24 protein-coding genes are annotated in these 20481 nt (G+C 74.2%); 10 read left to right on the top strand and 14 right to left on the bottom strand.

Features of this window, described 5'->3' with window-relative positions; all coding sequences use genetic code 11:
• Position 1: 1 nt before the first annotated feature.
• Positions 2 to 433 carry a PRC-barrel domain containing protein gene (locus ACFY3N_RS25430; protein WP_390819027.1) on the bottom strand — a complete coding sequence of 144 codons (432 nt, stop codon included), beginning with the start codon at positions 431 to 433 and terminating at the stop codon, positions 2 to 4.
• Positions 430 to 1014, bottom strand: a complete 585-nt coding sequence (locus ACFY3N_RS25425; protein WP_390819026.1) for a PRC-barrel domain-containing protein — start codon at positions 1012 to 1014, stop codon at positions 430 to 432. Before ACFY3N_RS25425 ends, ACFY3N_RS25430 begins: the two co-directional genes overlap by 4 nt.
• Positions 1015 to 1150: 136 nt before the next feature.
• Here ACFY3N_RS25425 and ACFY3N_RS25420 point away from each other — a divergent pair, with 136 nt between their 5' ends.
• The gene (locus ACFY3N_RS25420) at positions 1151 to 1606 is read left to right on the top strand and encodes an ATP-binding protein (RefSeq protein WP_390819025.1); all 456 of its coding nucleotides are present in this window, start codon (positions 1151 to 1153) and stop codon (positions 1604 to 1606) included.
• 39 nt (positions 1607 to 1645) lie between these two features.
• On the opposite strand, the gene ACFY3N_RS25415 is transcribed toward ACFY3N_RS25420, so the two are convergent.
• On the bottom strand, positions 1646 to 2533 hold the full coding sequence (locus ACFY3N_RS25415; protein WP_390819024.1) for an RNA polymerase sigma factor SigF: 888 nt from the start codon (positions 2531 to 2533) through the stop codon (positions 1646 to 1648).
• Positions 2534 to 2792: 259 nt separating this feature from the next.
• Between ACFY3N_RS25415 and ACFY3N_RS25410 the strand changes: the two genes are divergently transcribed.
• Complete coding sequence (locus tag ACFY3N_RS25410) at positions 2793 to 3182, top strand: helix-turn-helix domain-containing protein (RefSeq protein WP_390819164.1); 390 nt, start codon at positions 2793 to 2795, stop codon at positions 3180 to 3182.
• A gap of 15 nt (positions 3183 to 3197) precedes the next feature.
• Here the strand turns inward: ACFY3N_RS25410 and ACFY3N_RS25405 are convergent, their stop codons facing one another.
• Both ACFY3N_RS25405 and ACFY3N_RS25400 read right to left on the bottom strand, forming a co-directional pair.
• Entirely contained in the window at positions 3198 to 3803 is a 606-nt protein-coding gene (locus ACFY3N_RS25405; protein WP_390819023.1) for a ClpP family protease, read from the bottom strand.
• Positions 3800 to 4456, bottom strand: coding sequence for an ATP-dependent Clp protease proteolytic subunit (locus ACFY3N_RS25400; protein WP_390819022.1), 657 nt, complete (start codon positions 4454 to 4456; stop codon positions 3800 to 3802). The genes ACFY3N_RS25405 and ACFY3N_RS25400 overlap by 4 nt, the downstream gene beginning before the upstream one ends.
• A gap of 225 nt (positions 4457 to 4681) precedes the next feature.
• Between ACFY3N_RS25400 and ACFY3N_RS25395 the strand changes: the two genes are divergently transcribed.
• The 3 genes from ACFY3N_RS25395 (at position 4682) to ACFY3N_RS25385 (ending at position 7203) form a co-directional block, all read left to right on the top strand.
• Positions 4682 to 5164, top strand: a complete 483-nt coding sequence (locus ACFY3N_RS25395; RefSeq protein ID WP_390819021.1) for a VOC family protein — start codon at positions 4682 to 4684, stop codon at positions 5162 to 5164.
• 295 nt (positions 5165 to 5459) lie between these two features.
• Positions 5460 to 6155, top strand: a complete 696-nt coding sequence (locus tag ACFY3N_RS25390) for a ribonuclease H (protein WP_390819020.1) — start codon at positions 5460 to 5462, stop codon at positions 6153 to 6155.
• Positions 6156 to 6219: 64 nt separating this feature from the next.
• The gene (locus ACFY3N_RS25385) at positions 6220 to 7203 is read left to right on the top strand and encodes an aldo/keto reductase (RefSeq protein ID WP_390819019.1); all 984 of its coding nucleotides are present in this window, start codon (positions 6220 to 6222) and stop codon (positions 7201 to 7203) included.
• Positions 7204 to 7215: 12 nt separating this feature from the next.
• Here the strand turns inward: ACFY3N_RS25385 and ACFY3N_RS25380 are convergent, their stop codons facing one another.
• Positions 7216 to 7554: a hypothetical protein gene (locus tag ACFY3N_RS25380; RefSeq protein ID WP_390819018.1), complete on the bottom strand. Its 339-nt coding sequence runs from the start codon at positions 7552 to 7554 to the stop codon at positions 7216 to 7218.
• A 136-nt stretch (positions 7555 to 7690) separates the two neighbouring features.
• On the opposite strand from ACFY3N_RS25380, the gene ACFY3N_RS25375 reads away from it, so the two are divergent.
• Complete coding sequence (locus ACFY3N_RS25375; RefSeq protein WP_390819017.1) at positions 7691 to 8188, top strand: DUF6328 family protein; 498 nt, start codon at positions 7691 to 7693, stop codon at positions 8186 to 8188.
• Between the two features lie 4 nt (positions 8189 to 8192).
• Here ACFY3N_RS25375 and ACFY3N_RS25370 read toward each other — a convergent pair whose 3' ends face one another.
• Together ACFY3N_RS25370 and ACFY3N_RS25365 are read right to left on the bottom strand one after the other, a co-directional pair.
• Entirely contained in the window at positions 8193 to 8618 is a 426-nt protein-coding gene (locus tag ACFY3N_RS25370; RefSeq protein ID WP_390819016.1) for an SsgA family sporulation/cell division regulator, read from the bottom strand.
• A 104-nt stretch (positions 8619 to 8722) separates the two neighbouring features.
• The gene (locus ACFY3N_RS25365; RefSeq protein ID WP_390819015.1) at positions 8723 to 9694 is read right to left on the bottom strand and encodes an LLM class F420-dependent oxidoreductase; all 972 of its coding nucleotides are present in this window, start codon (positions 9692 to 9694) and stop codon (positions 8723 to 8725) included.
• Positions 9695 to 9768: 74 nt separating this feature from the next.
• On the opposite strand from ACFY3N_RS25365, the gene ACFY3N_RS25360 reads away from it, so the two are divergent.
• Positions 9769 to 11241, top strand: a complete 1473-nt coding sequence (locus ACFY3N_RS25360) for a serine hydrolase domain-containing protein (protein WP_390819014.1) — start codon at positions 9769 to 9771, stop codon at positions 11239 to 11241.
• Between the two features lie 183 nt (positions 11242 to 11424).
• Here the strand turns inward: ACFY3N_RS25360 and ACFY3N_RS25355 are convergent, their stop codons facing one another.
• The 3 genes from ACFY3N_RS25355 to ACFY3N_RS25345 form a co-directional block, all read right to left on the bottom strand.
• The gene (locus tag ACFY3N_RS25355) at positions 11425 to 12384 is read right to left on the bottom strand and encodes a threonine/serine dehydratase (RefSeq protein ID WP_390819013.1); all 960 of its coding nucleotides are present in this window, start codon (positions 12382 to 12384) and stop codon (positions 11425 to 11427) included.
• 81 nt (positions 12385 to 12465) lie between these two features.
• The gene (locus tag ACFY3N_RS25350) at positions 12466 to 13143 is read right to left on the bottom strand and encodes an AIM24 family protein (RefSeq protein ID WP_390819012.1); all 678 of its coding nucleotides are present in this window, start codon (positions 13141 to 13143) and stop codon (positions 12466 to 12468) included.
• Between the two features lie 69 nt (positions 13144 to 13212).
• On the bottom strand, positions 13213 to 14514 hold the full coding sequence (locus tag ACFY3N_RS25345; protein WP_390819011.1) for a CAP domain-containing protein: 1302 nt from the start codon (positions 14512 to 14514) through the stop codon (positions 13213 to 13215).
• A gap of 287 nt (positions 14515 to 14801) precedes the next feature.
• On the opposite strand from ACFY3N_RS25345, the gene ACFY3N_RS25340 reads away from it, so the two are divergent.
• A complete protein-coding gene (locus tag ACFY3N_RS25340) occupies positions 14802 to 15674 on the top strand; it encodes a universal stress protein (RefSeq protein WP_390819010.1) in 873 nt (290 codons plus the stop codon).
• A gap of 10 nt (positions 15675 to 15684) precedes the next feature.
• On the opposite strand, the gene ACFY3N_RS25335 is transcribed toward ACFY3N_RS25340, so the two are convergent.
• The 3 genes from ACFY3N_RS25335 to ACFY3N_RS25325 are packed head-to-tail and all read right to left on the bottom strand — an operon-like array spanning position 15685 to position 18077.
• Positions 15685 to 16917 (bottom strand): DUF4032 domain-containing protein, encoded by a 1233-nt coding sequence (locus tag ACFY3N_RS25335; RefSeq protein WP_390819009.1) that lies wholly within the window; start codon positions 16915 to 16917, stop codon positions 15685 to 15687.
• A 45-nt stretch (positions 16918 to 16962) separates the two neighbouring features.
• Positions 16963 to 17709 carry an MBL fold metallo-hydrolase gene (locus ACFY3N_RS25330; RefSeq protein WP_390819008.1) on the bottom strand — a complete coding sequence of 249 codons (747 nt, stop codon included), beginning with the start codon at positions 17707 to 17709 and terminating at the stop codon, positions 16963 to 16965.
• Positions 17640 to 18077, bottom strand: a complete 438-nt coding sequence (locus tag ACFY3N_RS25325) for a hypothetical protein (RefSeq protein ID WP_390819007.1) — start codon at positions 18075 to 18077, stop codon at positions 17640 to 17642. Before ACFY3N_RS25325 ends, ACFY3N_RS25330 begins: the two co-directional genes overlap by 70 nt.
• Before the next feature lie 48 nt (positions 18078 to 18125).
• On the opposite strand from ACFY3N_RS25325, the gene ACFY3N_RS25320 reads away from it, so the two are divergent.
• Both ACFY3N_RS25320 and ACFY3N_RS25315 read left to right on the top strand, forming a co-directional pair.
• Positions 18126 to 18734, top strand: coding sequence for a TetR/AcrR family transcriptional regulator (locus tag ACFY3N_RS25320; RefSeq protein WP_390819006.1), 609 nt, complete (start codon positions 18126 to 18128; stop codon positions 18732 to 18734).
• An 18-nt stretch (positions 18735 to 18752) separates the two neighbouring features.
• Positions 18753 to 20426, top strand: coding sequence for an FAD-binding dehydrogenase (locus ACFY3N_RS25315; RefSeq protein WP_390819005.1), 1674 nt, complete (start codon positions 18753 to 18755; stop codon positions 20424 to 20426).
• Positions 20427 to 20481: the final 55 nt, after the last annotated feature.

Below are 20481 nucleotides of genomic sequence, written 5' to 3'. Positions count from 1 at the left end.
CCTACCCGCGGTGCCCGTGTCCCGTCCGGATCACCAGGGCGTGGTCGCCGAGGCCCAGCAGACGGCCGGCCGGCAGCTCGCCGAGGGTCGTCAGGACCGCCTCGATACGGGCGGTGACCGGATCGAACGCCGCGTCGAGCACGGTGCCGCGTTCCTCGCCGCACTCGGTGAGCACCCTGCTCCCCACCAGGTCACGGTGGGGCGGGACCTCGGCCGGCCGGCCGGCCGGGCGCGCGATCAACATGTCCGGGCCGGCCGCCCCCAGGTCGGCCCAGGCCACCACGGCCTCCCTGCGCAGCCGCCCGCGCCGTATCCGGACGTGCGTGACCTCCCCGGCCGCCGCGTCGACCGTCAGCGCGCGCACCACCCCGACCCGGTCCGCGTCGCCCGGGGTGAGGACGGGCAGTCCGCACACCCGTGAGAACAGCATCATCGGGCCGCGCCCCTCCCGAGGCCGCGGTGGGCGCCGGACCGGGAGACGAAGGACGGCAGGTCGCCGGTGACGTACGTGGTCGCGTGCGCCGGGATCACCAGCGTCCGGCCGGAGACGCTCAGGACCTCGCCCCGCGGCACGTACACCTGGTGCCGGCGGTGCCGGGAGCCGTGCACCAGCTCCCGGTGCGCGGCGAGCCGGAACGCGACCAGCCGGCCGCTGGTGCCGCCCTCCACCAGCACGTCGAGCACCGTGCCCACCACGTCGCCCCCGTCGGTCAGCACGTCCGCCCCGAGCAGCCGCCCGCGCGCGGCGTCACGGCGCGCCACCGACAGGGGCAGGTCGCACAGCGCCCCCTCGTCGCGGACCATCACCGCGTGATGGCCCAGGCAGTGCACCGCCGGCCAGGGCAGATCCTGCGGCAGCGGCCCCGACATCAGGGTCCGGCCGGTGAGGGTGAAGCTCGCGATCCGCCCGGCCGCCGGGTCGAAGACCGTGTCCTTGACGTGCGCCACGGCATCGCCGCCCAGCGTCACCACGGGCAGCGTCGTCAGGCTCCGCACCGCCGTCAGTCCGTTCATGGCGCCCCTTCCGCCGAACCCCGGGTTCCCCGCTCCACGGAGGCGAACACCGATCAGGGGGACTGTGCCGTGGGAGTCGGGGTACCAGGACTGGTGCAGATTCGTCCGGCCGACCCGGCTTCGCGGAGAGAAACGCATGACCTACCACCTGGACGGGGCAGTGATACCGACTGGTTTCGACGTGCCCGTGGAACCGCTGCGGCGGTCCGCGCACTTCACCGGCGAGCCGGGATGCATCGCCGAGGCGCGGGCGTTCGCCGCGCACTTCCTCCAGCAGCTCAGGACCGAGTGGTGCGCCACGATCGACGAGCGGGCCGACGGCGCCGTGCTGCTGGTGGTGAGCGAACTGGTCACCAACGCGGACCGGCACAGCGACGGGCCGTACATCCTGGAGCTGGAGGGGACGGACGCCTCGCTCACGGTGACGGTCTACGACAGCAGCGCCAGCCTGCCCCGGGTCTTCCCGCGCAACCCCGAACGCGTCGGCCGGCACGGTCTGGAGATCGTCCGCGCGCTGGCGCGGGAGGTCGGTGTGGAACGCGTGCCGGTCGGCAAGCGCGTGCGCGCCGTGCTGGACCTCAGCGCCGCCTGACCGGTCACGGCCTTCCGGCCGGCCGGGCGCGGCGCCCGGTCAGGCGCAGCCGAGCTCGCCCAGCATGCCCTCGCGCAGCCGGGCGATGATCCGCTTGATCAGGCGGGACACGTGCATCTGCGAGCAGCCGAGGCGTTCGCCGATCTCCGCCTGGGTCGCCTCCTCCACGAACCGCAGGTGGAGGATCTCCCGGTCGCGTTCGCTGAGCTCGGCCATGAGCGGGGCGAGCGCGTGGAAGTCCTCGACGAGCCGCAGCCCCTCCTCCTCGACCCCGATGAAGTCGGCGAGGACCGACTCGCCGTTCTCCGGGCCGTCCCCGGTGAGCGCGGCGTCCAGCGACGAGGAGTTGTACCCGTTCGCGGCGATCTGCCCCTCGACGACCTGCCGCTCGGTGATGTTCATCAGCGTGGCCAGCTCGGCGACCGTGGGTTCCCGGTCCAGCCGGCTGGCGAGCTCCTCACGGGCCTTCGCCAGCTCGACCCGCAGCTCCTGGAGCCGGCGCGGCACATGCACGGCCCACGTGGTGTCACGGAAGAAGCGCTTGATCTCACCGACGATGTACGGCAGCGCGAAGGAGGTGAACTCGACCTCCCGCGAGAGCTCGAACCGGTCGATGGCCTTGATCAGGCCGATCATGCCGGTCTGCACGACGTCGTCCATGTCGTCGCCGCGGCCGCGGAACCGTCCGGCCGCGAACCGGACGAGGGACATGTTCATCTCGATGAGGGTGTTGCGCGCGTACTGGTACTCGTGCGTGCCCTCCTCCAGCTCCGCCATGCGACGGAAGAACTGGCGGGACAGCTCCCTGGCGTCGCGCGGGGCGACGGCGCGCGGGTCCGCCACCTCCCGCGGGCTCCCGTCACCCGTCCCGGCCCCGGTGTGCTTGTCCGCTCCCTGCGCCTGCGACCGGATCACGGCGGTCCTCATTACCTCTCCCCACGAACGTCATGGCCGACATGTGCCTGAGCCATGCGGGTACCCAGGTCACAGGAACCCATGCCCACCATGTTCCGAGAGATTCGAAACCGAGGTGCGCACCGGTCGTCACTCGTACGTCCGATGGTACGGGGGCGCGGCCCGTGCGGCAGCCCGGGCCGCGCCCGGGAGCGCCTTCACTCAGGGCGGAACGCCGTCCCCTTCCCCCGGGGGCCGGAATTCCTAGGCTGAGGGGATGACCGATCGAGAGGTGACCGGCCCAGCGCCGGATCGTGCCCGTGTCATCCCCCTGCGCCCCGGCCCGCCCCCGCCGGACCCGGCCCCCGCGCCCAGGGAGCCGCTGCTGCGCGACCTCGTCGGCGACGTGCTGCGCAGCGAGCGGCTCGCCCAGGAACGGACGCTGAAGGACGTCGCCGACGCGGCCCGGATCTCCATGCCCTATCTCTCGGAGGTGGAGCGGGGCCGCAAGGAGGCCTCCTCGGAGGTCCTCGCGGCCGCCGCCCGGGCGCTCGGCCTCGGCCTGGGCGACCTGCTGACCCGGGCCCACGGAGAGCTGCTCCGGGTCACCGCCCGGCGGACCGTCCCCACGGCCCGGGGCGTCTCCGGCTCCGCGCACGACGGGCTCTGCCTGGCCGCGTGACCGGCGCCCGGCGCCTCACACGCCCGCCAGGCGCCGGGCCAGCACCTCGTCGGCCAGGCCGTACGCCACGGCCTCCTCGGCGGTGAACACCTTGTCGCGGTCCATGTCGGCCCGCAGGGTCGCCACGTCGTGGTGCGTGTGCCGGGCCAGCACCTCCTCCACCTGGGAGCGGATCCGCACCATCTCCTTGGCCCGCAGCGCGAGGTCGGACGCCGTGCCGCGCGTCCCACCGGTGGCCGGCTGCCCGAGCAGCACCCGCGCGTGCTCCAGCACGAACCGCCGCCCAGGGTCCCCGCCGGCCAGCAGCACGGCCGCCGTGGACGCCGCCTGCCCGACGCAGAACGTCGAGACCGGCGACCGGACGAACGTCATCGTGTCGTAGATCGCCATCAGCGAGGTGAACGAGCCACCGGGGGAGTTGATGTAGACCGCGATCCCGCTCTCCGGGGCCGCCGACTCCAGGTGGAGGAGCTGCGCGATGACCACGTTGGCGACGCCGTCGTCGATCTCCGTCCCCAGGAAGACGATCCGCTCGGCCAGCAGCCGGCTGAACACGTCGTAGGACCGCTCGCCCCGCGGGGTGCGCTCGACGACGTTCGGAATCGTGTACGTCCCCGTCACCGCAGCCCCGCCCTGGGCCGGGAGGCGGCCGGGCGGACGTCGTCGAGCGACTCCAGCACCCGGTCGACCATTCCGTACTCCCTGGCCTGCTCCGCCGTGAACCAGCGGTCCCGGTCGCCGTCCCGGGAGATGGTCTCCGGGGTCTGGCCGGTGTGCTCGGCGGTGATCCGCTCGATGGTCCGCTTGGTGAACTCCAGGCTCTCCGCCTGGATCTCGATGTCGGCGGTGGTGCCCCCGATGCCCCCCGACGGCTGGTGCATCATGACGCGCGCGTTCGGCAGGGCGTAGCGCTTGCCGGGCGTGCCGACACAGAGCAGGAACTGGCCCATGCTCGCCGCGAAGCCCATGGCCAGGGTCGAGACGTCGTTGGGGATCAGCCGCATCGTGTCGTAGACGGCCAGGCCCGCGTGCACCGAGCCTCCGGGACTGTTGACGTACAGGCTGATGTCGGTGCGCGGGTCCTCGGCGGACAGGACCAGCAGCTGCGCGCACACGCGGTTGGCGGACACCTCGTCGACCTGCGTGCCGAGCAGCACGATGCGCTGCGCGAGCAGCTGGGCGGCGAGATGGTCGTCGAACCGGGTCGGCGGGGTGTCGCCCTCCTCGGCCCGGGGCGGCGGGGCCGGCCACGGGCCGGCGGTGAACGGAGACATCGGCGCTCCTGGTGGTCGCTCGTCGGAACGCGGCCGAAGCGACCGCGTGCCCCCACTCTCGACCGGCCGGCGGGGCGGCCGGGGAGATCTCTGCCCGTGGCAGATCCGCCACGGGCAGAGCGTTCACCCGTGCCGCCGTCCGGACCGGTCCGGGCCGCACCGATGAGTTCCGGGGCGCGGCCGGGTCACCACTGACGACCGTGTTCCATCATTCGGGAGGCAGACATGGGCACCGGCGGATTCACCACGTGTCTCTGGTACGACGGCCAGGCCGAGGAGGCCGCGAACTTCTACGTCTCGGTCTTCAAGGACTCGAGCCTCGGCGCGGTCGTCCGGAACACCGGCGCCACGCCCGGCGCCGAGGGCTCCGTGCTCACCGTCGAGTTCACGGCCAACGGCCAGAAGTTCGTCGCGCTGAACGGCGGGCCCGAGTTCACGTTCAACGAGGCGATCTCCTTCCAGCTCGACTGCGCGGACCAGGCGGAGATCGACCACTACTGGGAGAAGCTCGTCGAGGGCGGCGGCGAGCACGGCCCCTGCGGCTGGCTCAAGGACCGGTTCGGCGTCTCCTGGCAGGTCAACGCGGTGCGGCTGACCGAGATGATCGGCGACCCGGACCGGCGGAAGGCCGATCGCGCCCTGAAGGCCATGATGACGATGGGCAAGCTCGACATCGCCGCCCTGGAGAAGGCGTACGCGGGCGAGTGAGGACCGCACCGACGGCGGGGCCACCGCAGGGCCCCGCCGTCGCGGGCGGGCCCGGCCGGAGCCCGTGGGGAGGACACGGCTTCGGCCGCAGGCCGCTCAGCGCACGGCCGGGGCGGTGTCCTGCGGTTCGGGCCGGCGGACACGCCCTTCGGCCGGTGCGCGGCGCTCGGCGGCCCGCGGGGGCGCGGACTTCCCGGTGACCGGGCTCACCGCCACCCCGGGCGGGACGCCGATGACGGCCGGGGCGGAGCGGGCGGGCCCGGCCCGCCCGCCCGGACATGGCATGATCGGGCGCATGCGTGAACGAGTTGTGGCCGCGTGCGACGGGGCTTCGAAGGGGAACCCGGGGCCCGCCGGCTGGGCCTGGGTGGTCGCCGACGATTCCGGGACGCCGGTCCGCTGGGAGGCGGGCGCGCTCGGCAGGGCCACCAACAACATCGCCGAACTCACGGCGCTGGAGCGGCTGCTGGCGGCGACCGACCCCGCCGTGCCGCTCGAGGTCCGGATGGACTCGCAGTACGCCATGAAGGCCGTCACCACCTGGCTGCCCGGCTGGAAGCGCAACGGCTGGCGCACCGCGGCCGGCAAACCGGTCGCCAACCAGGAACTCGTCGTCCGCATCGACGAACTCCTCCAGGACCGCTCGGTCGAGTTCCGCTACGTCCCCGCCCACCAGGTCGACGGCGACCGTCTCAACGACTTCGCCGACCGCGCGGCCGGCCGGGCGGCCACCTCCCAGGAGGACGCCGGCAGCGAGCAGGGATCGCCCGAGCCGCCGCCCGCCCCGCAGCGCCCGGCGGGCGGCGCGGCGAAACGCGCGTCCGGCGGGGCGAGGGCGCCCCGGCAGCGCGGCGGCTCCCCGGCCCGCACGATCAAGGCCAAGTTCCCCGGCCGCTGCCCGTGCGGGCGGTCCTACGCGGCCGGCGAGCCGATCGCCAAGAACGACAAGGGCTGGGGCCACCCCGACTGCCGGACGGCCCGGAGCGTCTGACCGGGCCCGGGCGGCGACGGAGCCGCCGCCGCCCGCGGCCGGGGCGGATGACAGACTGACGTCCATGGACGAGCGCACATTCGACAGGTCGGGACAGCACGCCTCCGTGATCGGTCTCGGCACATGGCAACTCGGGGCGGACTGGGGCGACGTCGACGACAAGGAAGCCCTCGCGGTGCTGGAGGCCGCCGCCGAGTCGGGCGTCACCTTCTTCGACACCGCCGACGTGTACGGCGACGGACGCAGCGAGCAGACCATCGGGTCGTTCCTGAGCGGGCGGCCCGACCTGCACGTACTGGTCGCCACCAAGATGGGCCGCCGGGTCGACCAGATCCCCCGGAACTACGTCCTGGACAACTTCCGCGCCTGGAACGACCGCTCGCGGCGCAACCTGGGCGTCGACCGCGTCGACCTGGTGCAGCTGCACTGCCCGCCGACCCCCGTCTACTCCACCGACGAGGTCTTCGACGCCCTCGACACCCTGGTGGAGGAGGAACGCGTCGCCGCCTACGGCGTCAGCGTGGAGACCTGCGCGGAGGCACTCACCGCGATCGCCCGGCCGAACGTGGCGAGCGTGCAGATCATCCTCAACCCGTTCCGCATGAAGCCGCTGCGCGAGGTGCTCCCGGCCGCCCGGGAGGCGGGCGTCGGCATCATCGCGCGCGTCCCGCTCGCCTCCGGACTGCTCTCCGGCAAGTACACGCGGGAGAGCGTCTTCGCCGAGAACGACCACCGCACCTACAACCGTCACGGCGAGGCCTTCGACCAGGGCGAGACCTTCTCCGGCGTCGACTACGCGACCGGTGTCGAGGCCGCCGCCGAGTTCGCCGCGCTCGCCCCCGAGGGCTGCACACCGGCCCAGCTGGCACTGCGCTGGATCGTCGAGCAGCCCGGCGTCACCACGGTCATCCCCGGTGCCCGCTCGCCCGAGCAGGCCCGCGCCAACGCGGCCGCCGGCCGGCTCCCGGAGCTGCCCGGGGCGACGCACGCGGCGATCCGGGACCTCTACGACCGGCGGATCAAGGACCGGGTCGAAGCCCGCTGGTAGCGGCGGCGGGCGTCACGGCTCCAGGAGCAGCTGCCTCTCCTGCTCCTGGTCGCCGGAGACGGCGCCCTCGTCGCGTGCCGTGAAGGACCGGGCGAGGGTGTCGCCCGCCCGCCGCACCGCCTCCGGGGCGCCCTGCACGGTGACGGTCACCGGCGCCGACAGCGGTCCCGCGTCCGCGGTCCCCGCCGCCTCCCGCTCCTCCCCGGTGAACGTCGCCACGCGGACCGTCGCGTGCTCCGCGGAGGGACGCTGGTCCGCCGCCCCGAACGTGCCCTCCAGAGCCCGGACGACCGCCCGGGCGTCGTCGACGTCCCCGCCGTCGATCGTCACGGTGAGCTGGGTGTCCGACATGCGTCCCACGCCTCCTGGCCTCGGTGTCATCAGCCGTCCGTGTAACCGTGCCCCGCGTCCCCAAACCGGTGACCGGCCTGGGGAGGACGGCGGCTTTCGGGGCACGCGGAGGGGAGGACCACCGAAGGGAGCAACCGTGTCGGAGACGGAGCAGGGCGCGAACACGCGCCGGGGGCGGAACGAGACCGCGGAGGAGAGAGCGGACCGGATGTGGACGGAGCTCATACAGGAGATCCGGGTCGCCCAGATGGGAGTGCAGATCCTCTTCGGTTTCCTGCTGACCGTGGTGTTCACCCCGACCTACGCCAAGCTGTCCGACATGGACCAGACGATCTACATCGTGACGGTGGTCCTGGGCGCCTGCGCCACCGGCGCGCTCATCGGCCCCGTCTCCCTGCACCGGCTCGTCTCCGGACGGCGCATCAAACCGCAGGCCGTGCGGTGGGCCTCCCGGCTCACCCTGCTCGGCCTGCTGCTGCTGCTCGCCACCACCAGCGCCTCACTGCTGCTCATCCTGCGCGTGGCCACCCATGACGGCTTCGTCCCGTACCTGGTGGCCGGCGTGGTGGGCTGGTACCTGCTGTGCTGGCTCGGCCTGCCGATGTGGACCCGGTACCGCCACACCACGCGCTAGGGGTTCAGTTCCCGGTGAGGACGTCCGCGAGGAAGTCGTCCACGCGGACCTCCTCACACCCCGGCGGGACCGCCAGCCGGGTCTCGTGCAGGAACGCGCCCATGGCCTCGGCCCAGGCGAAGACCACCGCGTGGTGCCGGCCGCCGTCGGCGTGCGCCTCCCCGAGGAACTCCATCCGCAGCTCCCGCCCCACCCCCCGGGACTCCGGCCGCAGCCGTACGTCCCCGATGCCCACCGGGCGGGTGAGTCCCTCGGTGACCATCTCCCGGTCCAGCTGCCAGCGGGCGAGGACCCGGCCGTCGTGGCTGAAGACGATGGTGACGGCGAACGGGTCGGACGGGTCGTAGCTCAGGTGGGCGAGCACGGGAAAGCGATCCGCGACGCCCGCCTGGAGCTCCACCACCAGGGTCTTGTGCACGAACGAGTTCACGAGAGGGCCTCCGGGAAGTACCGACGTAGAGACCTCTAGTACCCCGCATCCACACAAGATGCTCAGCCCTACGGGTGAATCGCCGGCCGCGGCCGGCGGGGGCGTCAGCCGAAGGCGTCCCGCAGCGCCGGCAGCAGCGTCTTCTCCGACCAGTCCAGGTACGCGGGCTGCGACTCGCCGCCGATCTGCACCAGGGCGATCTCGGTGAAGCCCGCCTCGGCGTAGGGGCGGACGGCCTCGACGAAGTCCGCCGGGTCGCTGCCGCACGGAATCGAGCCGGCGACGTCGTCGGGCCGGACGAACCGCGTCGCCGACGCGAAGGAGTCCGGGTGCGGCAGCTCCGAGTTGACCTTCCAGCCGTTGCCGAACCAGCGGAACTGGTCGTGGGCGCGTTCGACGGCCGCGTCCCGGTCGGGGTCGTAGCAGACCGGCAGCTGCCCCACCCGCGGCTTGCCCTGCCCGCCGTGCCGGTCGAAGGCGTCGAGCAGCCCGGCCTCCGGCTCGGTGGCGATCACCAGGTCGGCGAGCCGGCCCGCGAGGGCGCAGGACCGCTTCCCGGACACCGCGATGCCGATCGGCGGCGGCTGGTCCGGCAGGTCCCACAGCTTGGCCGACTCGACGTCGAAGTGGGTGCCCCGGTGGTTCACGTGGCCGCCCTCGAACAGCGCGCGGATGATCTCCACCGCCTCCTCGAGCATCTCGTGCCGCACGTCCACGGAGGGCCAGCCGCCGCCCACCACGTGCTCGTTGAGGTTCTCGCCGGAGCCGAGCCCCAGCCGGAACCGGCCCCCGGACAGCAGCTGCACCGTCGCCGCCTTCTGCGCCACCACCGCCGGGTGGTAGCGGACCGTCGGACACGTCACGTACGTCATCAGGGGGATGCGCGAGGTGGCCTGCGCGGCGGCGCCCAGCACGCTCCAGGCGTACGGCGCGTGCCCCTGCGACGCCAGCCAGGGGAAGTAGTGGTCCGAGGTCACCGAGAAGTCGAAGCCGGCCTCCTCGGCCCGCACCACATGGTCGACCAGCTCACGGGGCCCGGCCTGCTCGGTCATCATCGTGTATCCGATTCGCACCATGCCGGCCGGGTCCCCCGGCCCGGGGCGGGGAAAACGACGGATCACCCGGCGGCGGCCCGGGCAGGATGCCTCCCATGACCACCCAGCCGCTCCCCACCGCAGCCCCCGCCGCCCAGGGCGTCGACGCGTCCGGCGTCCACGCCTTCCTCGACGCCCTCGAAGCCGCCCCGGACATCGAGCCGCACAGCGTGATGATCCTGCGCCACGGTCACCTCGTGGCCGCCGGCTGGTGGGCGCCGTACGCCGCGCCGCGCCCGCATCTGCTGTACTCGCTCAGCAAGAGCTTCACGGCGACCGCCGCCGCCCTCGCCGAGGCCGAGGGACTGCTCGACTTCGACGCCCCGGTGCTGTCGTACTTCCCGGAGTTCGAGGCCGACATCACCGACCCGCGCAGCCGGGCGATGCTGGTCCGGCACGTGGCGTCCATGGCCAGCGGCCACGAGAGCGAGACCGTCGACGCGGCGTTCGCCGCCGACCCCGCCGAACCCGTGCGCGGATTCCTGCTCCAGCCGCCGCAGCGCGACCCGGGCACCGTCTTCGCGTACAACCAGCCCTGCACGTACACCCTCGGCGCGATCGTGCAGCGGGTCACGGGGCAGCCGCTCACCGGTTACCTGCGGCCCCGGCTGTTCGACCCGCTGGGCATCGGCGAGGCGCTGTGGCAGCGGGACCGCACCGGCCGCGAGATCGGCTTCAGCGGACTGTACGCCGCCACCGACGCCGTGGCACGGCTCGGCCAGCTCTATCTGGACGACGGGGTCTGGCGGGGCGAGCGGCTGCTGCCCGAGGGATGGGTCGCCCGTGCCTCGCGCCCGCACATACCGACCGCCGGCGCCATGGGGGAGGAGGACCGGCAGGACTGGGACCGCGGCTACGGACACCAGTTCTGGGTGTCCCGGCACGGATTCCGGGGCGACGGTGCCTACGGGCAGTTCTGCCTCGTCCTGCCCGGGCACGACGCGGTGGTCGCCGTGACGACGGCGACCGAGCGGATGCAGGAGTACCTCGAGCTGGTCTGGCGGCACCTCCTGCCCGCCTTCCGCCCCGGGCCGCTGACCGGCCGCGAGGCCGCGGACACCGCCCTGCGCGAGCGCCTCGGCCGGCTCGCCCTGCCCCCGGCCGGGGGCGGCCCCGTACCGCCGGAGCGGGCCGGGGAGTGGTCCGGCGCCGTGTTCGCCCCGGAGGACGGGGACCGCGGCGACCGGCCGAAGCCGACCGCGGCCGAGGTCACGGCGGAGGCCGACGGCGGCTGGACCCTGGGCCTCACCGAGGACGGCGGGCGGTTCGACGCGCGGTTCTCCGGCGGGCAGGGGTGGACGACCGCCGAGAAGCCCGTCCCGACCGCCGCGAGCGGCGGCTGGACCGACGGCGACACCCTCGCCGTGGACCTGGTGTTCCTGGAGACGCCGCACCGCCTGCGGGTCACCTGCTCCCTCCCCGGCCGGACCTTCCGGGCCCGCTGGCTCACCCGCCCGCTGCACGAGTGGCCCCTGCACAAGCTGCGCGCCCCGCGCGGTGCGGTCCGCGGCGGGCCAAAACGTCCGTAGGAAGGCCCGCAGACCTCCCGGCCGGCGGGTTCCTCCCGGGCGGCGGCCGGGGTCGTCCGGCGCAGCGGGAGGCCGCGCCCGCCGCCCGGCGGGAAGCCGCGGCCGAAGGTGCGCACCCGGGCGCCGCCGGATCCCGCCCCCCAGTGGTACGGGGGAGCGGGCGGGGTCCGTTCAACGGGAGGCTCAGCGAAGCCCGAAGTGCTCCGCCCAGGCGATCATGTCGCCGGTGGTGGCGTTGCCGCCGCACACCACGAGACCGAGCCGGGCCCCCGCGCCGACCCGCTCCAGCACCCGCCGCGCGGCGGGCAGCAGACAGCCGGCGGCGGGCTCGGCCCACACCTTGGCGTGGTCCGCGAGCTCCAGCGAGCCCCGCACCGCCTCCCGGTCCGGCACCACCAGCACCTCGGTGACCAGCTCCGACACATGCGCGTAGGTCAGCCGGGACACGGCCGGGGCGCTGAGCGTGGACACGATCGACGACAGCTCCACCGGCACCGGGCCGCCCGCCGCCAGCGCCTCGGACATCGCCTGCGCGCCCTCGGTCTCCACGCCCCAGATCCGCACCCCGGGCCGCAGCGCCCGCAGCGCCGCCGCGACCCCGGCGATCAGTCCGCCGCCCCCGATGCTCACCAGGACGTCCGTGAGGTCACCGGCGTCCGCGGCCAACTCCGCCCCCACCGTGCCCTGACCGGCGATCACCACCGGGTCGTCGAAGGGGTGCACCGGCGTCAGCCCCTCCTGCCGGAGCCGCGTCATGAGCGCGAACGCGCCGCCCATGTCGTCGGTCACCCGCACCGAGGCGCCCGCGGACTCCGCGATCTCCACGGCCCGGACGGGCGCCGAACGCGGCATCACCACCGTGGCCTTCACATCGAGCGCGGCGGCCATGACCGCGAGGGCGATCCCGTGGTTGCCGCCGCTCACCGCCACGACCCCGGCGGCCCGCTCGGCCTCGCTCAGCGACAGCAACTTCGCCGCCGCGCCCCGCACCTTGAACGAACCGGTGCGCTGCAGCAGTTCCAGCTTCGCCGTGACCGGAACGCCCAGCAGCGCCGACAGCCCGGGGCTCGGCACGGTCGGGGTCCGCACCACGTGCCCGGCGATCCGCTCGGCCGCGGTCTCGATGTCGGCGATCCCGATCACGACTGTCACCTTTCCGGCCCGGGGCTGGTGATCCGCGCCGTGCTCCACCCTGACCCGCGCGGCGGCCGGGGTCAACAGCGTTCAGTGCTGCTGGGCCCGCTGCGGCGTCACCTCACTGGGCCGGACGACGACGTGCCCCTCACCCCGCAGCATCAGCTGCACGGCCTCGCCGGACCCGCCGCGCAGCATCGAGCCCAGCGACTGCGAACGGTGCAGCGAGGTGGCCAGTCCCGCGGTCCAGCCGACGACCGCGTCCGTGTCCACGTACACCGGGTGCTCCGGCGACACCGGGATCACCAGGGGATCCCCCTCGCACACCAGCCCCAGCCGGCCGTGCCCGGTGAAGACGCTGTTGAACAGCCCGCCGCCGCTGATGCCGGCGCCCTTCACGGTCGCGATCCGGTACGACAGCGAGGAGTCGAAGCACAGGACGTTGCGGCCGTTGACGGTGAACTCGTCGCCGGGCTCGACCTCGACGACGAAGCAGTTCTGCGCCTGGTGCGCGAACCAGGCCTCGCCCCGTCCGCTGACCGTCATCAGCGGCAGCCCCTCGCCGGTCACCGCCCGCTTGAGCATGCCGCCCACGCCCTGGCCCCTGCGCTCGAACCGGAGGTCGCCGCGGTGGGCGATCATCGCGCCCTGCCGGGCGTGCATCTCGCCGTCGACCGTGTAGCGGACGCACTTGGCGTTCTCGACGGACATGCCCGCAGCCGTGGCCGGCCGCACCATGTGCCGACCGGAAAACAGATCACCCTTCATGGGGGCATCCTCACCCGGACTTTCTCCTTCCGCCAGGATCGTGTGCGGGCGGCACCGGGACCGGTGCCGTCAGCCCCCGAAGAGCTGGGTCCAGTACGTGCCCGCCCGGCCGCCGCCCGCGAATCCGACGCCGATGCGGGTGAAGCCGGCCTCGAGGACGTTGGCGCGGTGGCCGGGGCTGTTCATCCAGCCCTGGACGGCCTCGGCGGCCGAGCGCTGTCCGCACGCGATGTTCTCGCCGACCGTCCGCAGGGCCGAACCCGCGGCGGCGGCCCGGTCCCGGGGCCTGCCGCCGTCGGGCGCCGTGTGGGAGTAGAAGTCGCGGGCCACCATGTCGGCGCTGTGCGCCTGCGCGGCCGCGGTCAGCAGGGGGTCGTGGGACAGGGGCGGCAGTCCGGCGCGGGCGCGCTCCCGGTTGGTGAGGTCGATGACCTCGCCGGTCGCGCGGTTCAGCCCGTCCGGGGTGAGCGGACTGGCCCACAGCGCCGTCCAGTAGAGGCCGCCGGCCCCCTCGCAGGACCCCAGGGCGGCGTGGGTGAAGGAGGGGTCGCACACGGTGCGGCGGGCCGCGCCGTGGCGCAGGCAGTGGTCGACGAACCGGTCGACGCCGAGCGGCCCGGAGACCAGGTGCTCGCCGACGGTGAGGTACGGGTATCCGGCGGCGACGACCCGCTGGTGGACGGAGACGCCGTCCACGCCCTCGACGCCGAGGCGTCCGCCCCGCGCCATCACGGCGGCGTGCTCCCGCGCCGCGCCGGCCAGCCGCGCGTCATGGGCGACCGGAGGCGAACCGGCGGCGGCCCGGGCGGCGTTCACCAGGTCGAGGAAGCCGTCCCCGGCGGCCGGGCGGTGCGGCGCGGCGGGCGCCGTGCGTGTGGCGGCCGCCCCGTCGTCGTCCGCCACGTCGACCCCGAAGTCCCGTGCGAGACCGGCCAGTCCATCGTCGTAGCCCTGCCCCAGGGCGCGCAGTCTCCAGTCCCCGCCGCGCCGGTAGATCTCCGCGAGGAGCAGCACGGCCTCGTGGCGCGCCCGGGGCGGGGAGAACCGGGCGAGCGGGCGTCCGCCGGCGTCGGCGACCCGGAGCACGGGGACGGGCAGCCCGCTCAGCGGGGTGCCGGGGTCGGCGGGGCCGACCACCACCGTGACCCGGGTGGCGCCGGGGCGCAGCGCCGCCGGGTCGAGGGTGAGCGCGTCCCCGCCGAGCCGGGCCCCCGGTGCGGACGGCTGGTTGTAGAACACGAAGTCGCCGTCGCCGGCCACCCTTCCGCCGTCGTCCGTGATCAGCGCGGACACGTCGAACGGGCCGGGCACCCGGACGGTCACCGCGCCGCCCGGGAGGGTCAGATTGCCGCCGGGGACCAACTCCTGCATCACGCCGCCCTGTTGTCGCCGTACACGGACCGGTGGGGGTGACCGGACAACGACGAGCGGCGGCCGCGGGTTCCCGGCCGCGGTTCCTCGGCGGCGCAGCGTCCGCGCCCGGTCCGCCGGCACCCGCCCCGCCTGGCCCCGGACCGGCCCCGCCCCCTGTGCGCGCTCGCGCCGGTGCGCTCGGGTACGGATGGACTCCGCGCACGGCGCGACCGCGTGCGGCCGCCGCGGCGGCGTAGGGAAGACTGGATCACGCGAAGAGCGGACACGACACCGGGAGGAACCGCATGACGCGCCCGATCACGGCAGGGATCGACGGAACCGGGGAGAGCCTCGCCGCGCTGGCCTGGGCGGCGCGGGAGGCGGTCCGCCGGGGACTGCCGCTCAGGGCGGTGCACGCCTGGCGGTTCGAGGCGCACGACGCGGTGGACACGGGGGACCGGGCGGCACAGGAGCGGTGGGTCCGCGCGTCGGTGGACGAGGCGGTCCGCGCCGTCGGCGAACGCCACCCCGGTCTCGCCGTGACGACGGACGTCCTGGAGGGCGACGCCGTCCGGACGCTGACCGGTGCCGCCGCGGAGGCGGAGATGCTGGTGCTCGGCTCGCGCGGACACGGGCGGATCATGGGCTTCCTGGTCGGCTCGGTCGGCCAGCAGGTGGTCGTCGACGCCGAGCGGCCGGTGGTGTTCGTGCGGGCCGGGGACCAGGCGTCGGACGAGGTCGCCGGGCACGAGATCGTGGTCGGTCAGCAGGGCGACCCGGAGGACAGCGCCGCCGCGCTCGGCCTCGCCTTCGAGACCGCGGCCCGGCGCGGGGCCACGGTGCGCGCCGTACGGGCCTGGACCCTGCCGCCGGTGTTCGCCTACAGCCCCGCCTCGCTCCAGCTCCTCGACGAGGCCGGCGGCCTGGAACCCTACGAGCGGAAGGCGCTGGCGGCGGCCCTCGCGCCGTGGCGGGAGCGCCACCCCGACGTGCACGTGATCGAGCACGTCGAGATGGGCAGCGCCGGACAGGTGCTGCTGTCGGTGGCGGGCACCGCCCAGCTGATGGTGGTCGGCCGCCGCGCCCGCCGCACGGCCGTGGGCGGCCGGATCGGTTCGGTGGCCCACGGCGTCCTGCACCACGCGGACTGCCCGGTGGCCGTGGTGCCGCCGGCCTGACCCCGCGCCGTCAGCCGGCCGTCGGCCGGAGCGTCTCCCGCGCCCTCGGCAGGATGTTCCTGATGTAGTCCTCGACGGCCGTGCCGAGGCCGATGTCGTGCTGGGCCCGCTCGGATAGGTACCAGCGGTGCTCCAGCAGCTCGTGGTAGATCTCCGCGGCGTCCATCGGGCCGCGCAGCTCCGGCGGCACGGACCGCACGGTGGGGCGGAAGACCTCGCGCACCCAGCGGTGGGCGAGGACCTCCGGGCGGGCGCCGAGAGGGTCCCCGGGGGCGTAGTCGTCCTGGGTGGCCATCCAGCTCTCCAGGTCGTTCAGCAGCCGCCTGGCCTGGTTCTCCTCGGCGTCGAGACCGGTCAGGCGCAGCAACTGCCGCTGGTGGTGGCCGGCGTCGACGACCTTGGGCACGAAGGTGACGGTGTCACCGTTGGAGGCGTGCTCGATCTGCATCTCGGCCACGTCGAAACCGAGGTCGTTCAGCCGGCGGATGCGGCGCTCGATGTAGTGGTGCTTGCCCGCCGGGTAGACGGAGGTGCGGGTCAGCTCCTGCCACAGGCCCTGGTACCGGGCGCAGATCTCGGTGCCGAACTCGATCGGGTCGACGGAGGGGTGCAGCGCCCCGGAGGCCTCCAGGTCGAGCAGCTCGCCGCTGATGTTGACGCGTGCGAGGTCGAGGTCGTACTCGCGCTGGCCGACGCTCAGTTCCGGGTGCAGGTCCCCGGTCTCGGCGTCCACCAGGTAGGCGGCGTAGGCGCCCGCGTCGCGCCGGAACAGCGTGTTGGACAGCGAGCAGTCGCCCCACGCGAACCCGGCCAGGTGCAGCCGCACCAGGAGCACGGCGAGCGCGTCCATCAGCCGGTGCATGGTCGCCGGGCGCAGCGTCGTCTCGAACATCGACCGGTACGGCATCGAGCCGCCGAGGTGACGGGTGATCAGGACGCTCTCCAGCGGCTCACCGCCCGGGTCCGTGCGGCCGGTGACCACGGCCAGCGGGTCCACCGCCGGGATGCCGATCCGGTCCAGGTCGCGCAGCAGCTCGTACTCGCGCAGCGCGGGCCGCCGGGCGAGCTCCTTGACCGCGATCACCTCGTCGCCGGCGCGCGCGTAGCGCACCACGTGCCGGGAGATGCCGCGCGGCAGCGGCACCAGGTACTCCTCGGGCCACTCCTCCAGCGGCAGGTGCCACGGCAGTTCCAACAGGAGCGCGGGATGCTCCGGGTTGGTGGCGTTGATCTGCAGTGCCATGGCTGCGGTGTCCTCGTCTCGTGGGCGATCGTCCGTCACCTCACCCTAGTGCGCGCGCTCCCGGGCCAGCCGGGCAGCGTCCCGTACGGACCCCTCGTGCAGCGGGCCGTGCCCGGGCAGCAGCAGGTCGCCGTCGAGTCCGGCCAGGACGTCCAGCGAGGCCACGGCGGTGGCGCGGGAGTGGTGGAACATGTCCGTCAGCATCTGCGGTCCCTCGGTCCGCGAGGTGGGATGACCGCTCACCAGGGCGTCGCCCGACACCACCACCCCGGTGTCCGGGAAGTGGAACGCGCAGTGCCCGTCGGTGTGGCCGGGTGTGTGCACGGGCACGGGCCGGCCGGGCAGATCGAGCGGACCCGGCCCCGGGAACGGCTCGGGCGCGGTGACCGCCACGTCCGCCGTCCCGCCGGAGCGCAGGGCGTGCGCCGCCCAGGGCAGCACGCCCGGCCGCCAGCCGCCCCGCAGCACCTGCCCGACGGTCACCTGGTGCAGGAAGTCCCGCCGGGCGTGCGGGACTTCCGCCTCGTGGGCGTACACGGGAGTGCCGTACGCGGCGCTCAGGTACTCGGCGGATCCCAGGTGGTCGCTGTGGGCGTGGGTGATCAGTACGGCCACCACCGCCTCCGGTGAACCCCCCACCTCGGCCAGGGAGGCGAGCAGCCCCTCGCGGTCACCGGGGTAGCCGGTGTCGATCAGCGTGACGGCGTCCCCCTCCGTCAGGATCACCCAGTTGGTGTTCGCGCCGTGCACCAGATGGATGCCCTGCGCGACGTGCCGCACGGTTGCTCGCATGATCGTCCCCGGTTCCGGTCGTTCCAGACGTCGCGGTCGTCCCGTCGTTCCGGTCGTTCCCGCCGGACAGGAGAAGGAAAGCAGATCACGGCGCGGGCGGCGGACCCGGCCGGGGCGGCCGGCCGCATCCCGAACAGGAACCGGGTCACCGCCCACCTGCGCACCCCGTACTCGTACAGCACGAGGACCGCCCTCAGCGAGGCGGCCACGATCACCGCGTACTCGGCGGCCATCGGCGCGGACCATCCGACCACGCCGTACGCGAAGGCGACCACGACCGGCTGGTGCAGCACGTACAGCGGCAGGGCGGCGGGGGACAGGTGGGGCAGGACCCCGGCCCCCCGCCCCTCCCGGACCTTCCGATGCACCGGTGTATCGGATACGTTCCCGTATCGAACCGAGGGAACGGGGCCGGCATGGCGGTGGACGGCACGGCGGGGCGCGTCACCGGGCGCCGTCTGCGCACGCGCGCGAACCTGCTCGAGGCCGCGTTCTCCGTCTTCGCCGCCAAGGGCTTCGGACACGTCTCGATCGAGGAGGTCTGCGAGGCCGCCGGCTACACCAGGGGCGCCTTCTACTCCAACTTCACCGGCCTGGACGAACTGTTCTTCGCCCTGTACACGGAGCGCGCCGAGCTGATCGCCGAGCAGGTCGCCGGGGCCCTCGCCCAGGACGGGCCCGGCCTCGACGTGCCCGCCGCCGTGGACCGCGTCACCGAGGTCCTGCTCCTTGACCGCGACTGGCTGCTGGTGAAGACCGACTTCCTGGTGCACGCCGCCCGCGACCCGGAGGTGGCGCGCACCCTGCTGGAGCACCGGGCGCGGCTGCGGCGGGCCGTCGCGGACCGGCTGGCCCGGGCCCGCGGCCACACCGGACCGCCCGCCGTCCTCGGCGACACCGAGGGCGCCGCGCACGCCGTGATCGCCGCCTACGACGGCGTCACCACCCGACTGCTGCTGGACCGGGACGTCGCGGGCGCCCGGGCCTGGCTGAAGCAGCTTCTGACCGCGTTGCTCATCGGATAACAGGAAGGGACGGTCGCCATGGATGCCGACGTCGTCGTCGTCGGAGCGGGACTCGCGGGCCTCGTCGCGGCCCACGAGCTGACCAGCAGGGGCCGCAGGGTCGCCCTGGTGGACCAGGAGAACGCCGCCAACCTCGGCGGCCAGGCCTTCTGGTCCTTCGGCGGGCTGTTCCTCGTCGACTCGCCGGAGCAGCGGCGCCTGGGCATCAAGGACACCTTCGACCTCGCCTGGAACGACTGGCAGGGCAGCGCGGGCTTCGACCGGCTCGACGACGAGGACACCTGGGCGGTGCGCTGGGCGAGGGCCTACGTCGAGTGGGCGGCGGGGGAGAAGCGGTCCTGGCTGGACGGCCACGGCATCACCTTCCTGCCCACCGTCGGCTGGGCCGAGCGCGGCGACCTCCGCGCGGACGGCCACGGCAACACCGTGCCCCGCTTCCACATCGCCTGGGGCACCGGGACCGGCGTCGTCGCCCCCTTCGTGCGGTACGCCCGGCAGGCCGCGCGCGACGGACTGCTCACCTTCCACCACCGCCACCGGGTCGACGAACTCGTCGTCGAGGGCGGCACCGCGCGCGGGGTGCGCGGCACCCTGCTGGCCGAGGACAACGCGCCGCGCGGTGTCGCCTCCAGCCGCGAGACGACCGGCGAGTTCGAGCTCACCGCCCAGGCCGTGATCGTCACCAGCGGCGGCATCGGCGCCGACCACGACACGGTCCGCCGGTACTGGCCCGAGCGGCTGGGCACCCCGCCCCGCGAGATGGTCACCGGAGTGCCGGCCTACGTGGACGGGCGGATGCTCGACATCAGCGCCCGCGCGGGCGCGCGCCTGGTCAACCGGGACCGCATGTGGCACTACACCGAGGGCCTGCGGAACTGGGACCCGGTCTGGCCCGGACACGGCATCCGCATCCTGCCCGGACCGTCCTCGATGTGGTTCGACGCCCTCGGCCGCCGCCTGCCCGAACCCTGCCTGCCCGGCTACGACACCCTCGGCACGCTGAAGCACCTGCGCACCACCGGGGACATCGCCGGCCACGACCACTCCTGGTTCGTCCTCACGCAGAGGATCATCGAGAAGGAGTTCGCGCTGTCGGGCTCCGAGCAGAACCCCGACATCACCGCCAAGGACCGGGCCGGCTTCCTGCGCACCCGCCTGCTGGGCAAGGGCGCCCCCGGGCCGGTGGACGCGTTCCTGCGCAGGGGCGCCGACTTCGTGACCGCCCCGACCCTCGAACAGCTCGTCGAGAAGATGAACGCCCTCACCGACGAACCGCTGCTCGACGCGGCCCTCGTACGCCGCCAGATCGAGGCCCGCGACCTGCAGATGGCCAACGCGTACAGCAAGGACGCCCAGGTGCAGGGCATCCGCAACGCCCGCCGCTACATCGGCGACCGCCTCGGCCGCGTCGCCGCCCCGCACCGCATCCTCGACCCCGCGGCCGGCCCGCTGATCGGCGTCAAGCTGCACGTCCTCACCCGCAAGACCCTCGGCGGCATCCAGACGGACCTGGACTCCCGCGCGCTGGGCGCCGACGGGCGGCCGGTCGAGGGGCTGTACGCGGCCGGCGAGGTGGCCGGCTTCGGCGGCGGCGGGGTCCACGGCTACAACGCCCTGGAGGGCACCTTCCTCGGCGGCTGTCTCTTCTCGGGCCGGGCGGCCGGACGGGCGGCGGCCGACCGGACGGCGTAGGGCCCGCGGCCCGCCCCTCAGTCCTCCAGGAGGCGGGCCAGCACCTCCGCGTGAC

Origin of the sequence: Streptomyces sp. NPDC000348 (genome assembly GCF_042898795.1) — a bacterium.
Taxonomy (GTDB): Bacteria; Actinomycetota; Actinomycetes; order Streptomycetales; family Streptomycetaceae; genus Streptomyces.
The sequence above is the reverse complement of the archived record's forward strand: the minus strand, read 5'-3'. Positions and strand labels throughout refer to the sequence as shown.

Bases quoted from the DNA above. Each gene is read 5' to 3' on its own strand.
- ACFY3N_RS25430 (WP_390819027.1), bottom strand. From the start codon at position 433: ATGATGCTGTTCTCACGGGTGTGCGGACTGCCCGTCCTCACCCCGGGC.
- ACFY3N_RS25425 (WP_390819026.1), bottom strand. From the start codon at position 1,014: ATGAACGGACTGACGGCGGTGCGGAGCCTGACGACGCTGCCCGTGGTG.
- ACFY3N_RS25420 (WP_390819025.1), top strand. From the start codon at position 1,151: ATGACCTACCACCTGGACGGGGCAGTGATACCGACTGGTTTCGACGTG.
- ACFY3N_RS25415 (WP_390819024.1), bottom strand. From the start codon at position 2,533: ATGAGGACCGCCGTGATCCGGTCGCAGGCGCAGGGAGCGGACAAGCAC.
- ACFY3N_RS25400 (WP_390819022.1), bottom strand. From the start codon at position 4,456: ATGTCTCCGTTCACCGCCGGCCCGTGGCCGGCCCCGCCGCCCCGGGCC.
- ACFY3N_RS25395 (WP_390819021.1), top strand. From the start codon at position 4,682: ATGGGCACCGGCGGATTCACCACGTGTCTCTGGTACGACGGCCAGGCC.
- ACFY3N_RS25390 (WP_390819020.1), top strand. From the start codon at position 5,460: ATGCGTGAACGAGTTGTGGCCGCGTGCGACGGGGCTTCGAAGGGGAAC.
- ACFY3N_RS25385 (WP_390819019.1), top strand. From the start codon at position 6,220: ATGGACGAGCGCACATTCGACAGGTCGGGACAGCACGCCTCCGTGATC.
- ACFY3N_RS25380 (WP_390819018.1), bottom strand. From the start codon at position 7,554: ATGTCGGACACCCAGCTCACCGTGACGATCGACGGCGGGGACGTCGAC.
- ACFY3N_RS25365 (WP_390819015.1), bottom strand. From the start codon at position 9,694: ATGGTGCGAATCGGATACACGATGATGACCGAGCAGGCCGGGCCCCGT.
- ACFY3N_RS25360 (WP_390819014.1), top strand. From the start codon at position 9,769: ATGACCACCCAGCCGCTCCCCACCGCAGCCCCCGCCGCCCAGGGCGTC.
- ACFY3N_RS25350 (WP_390819012.1), bottom strand. From the start codon at position 13,143: ATGAAGGGTGATCTGTTTTCCGGTCGGCACATGGTGCGGCCGGCCACG.
- ACFY3N_RS25345 (WP_390819011.1), bottom strand. From the start codon at position 14,514: ATGCAGGAGTTGGTCCCCGGCGGCAATCTGACCCTCCCGGGCGGCGCG.
- ACFY3N_RS25340 (WP_390819010.1), top strand. From the start codon at position 14,802: ATGACGCGCCCGATCACGGCAGGGATCGACGGAACCGGGGAGAGCCTC.
- ACFY3N_RS25335 (WP_390819009.1), bottom strand. From the start codon at position 16,917: ATGGCACTGCAGATCAACGCCACCAACCCGGAGCATCCCGCGCTCCTG.
- ACFY3N_RS25330 (WP_390819008.1), bottom strand. From the start codon at position 17,709: ATGCGAGCAACCGTGCGGCACGTCGCGCAGGGCATCCATCTGGTGCAC.
- ACFY3N_RS25320 (WP_390819006.1), top strand. From the start codon at position 18,126: ATGGCGGTGGACGGCACGGCGGGGCGCGTCACCGGGCGCCGTCTGCGC.
- ACFY3N_RS25315 (WP_390819005.1), top strand. From the start codon at position 18,753: ATGGATGCCGACGTCGTCGTCGTCGGAGCGGGACTCGCGGGCCTCGTC.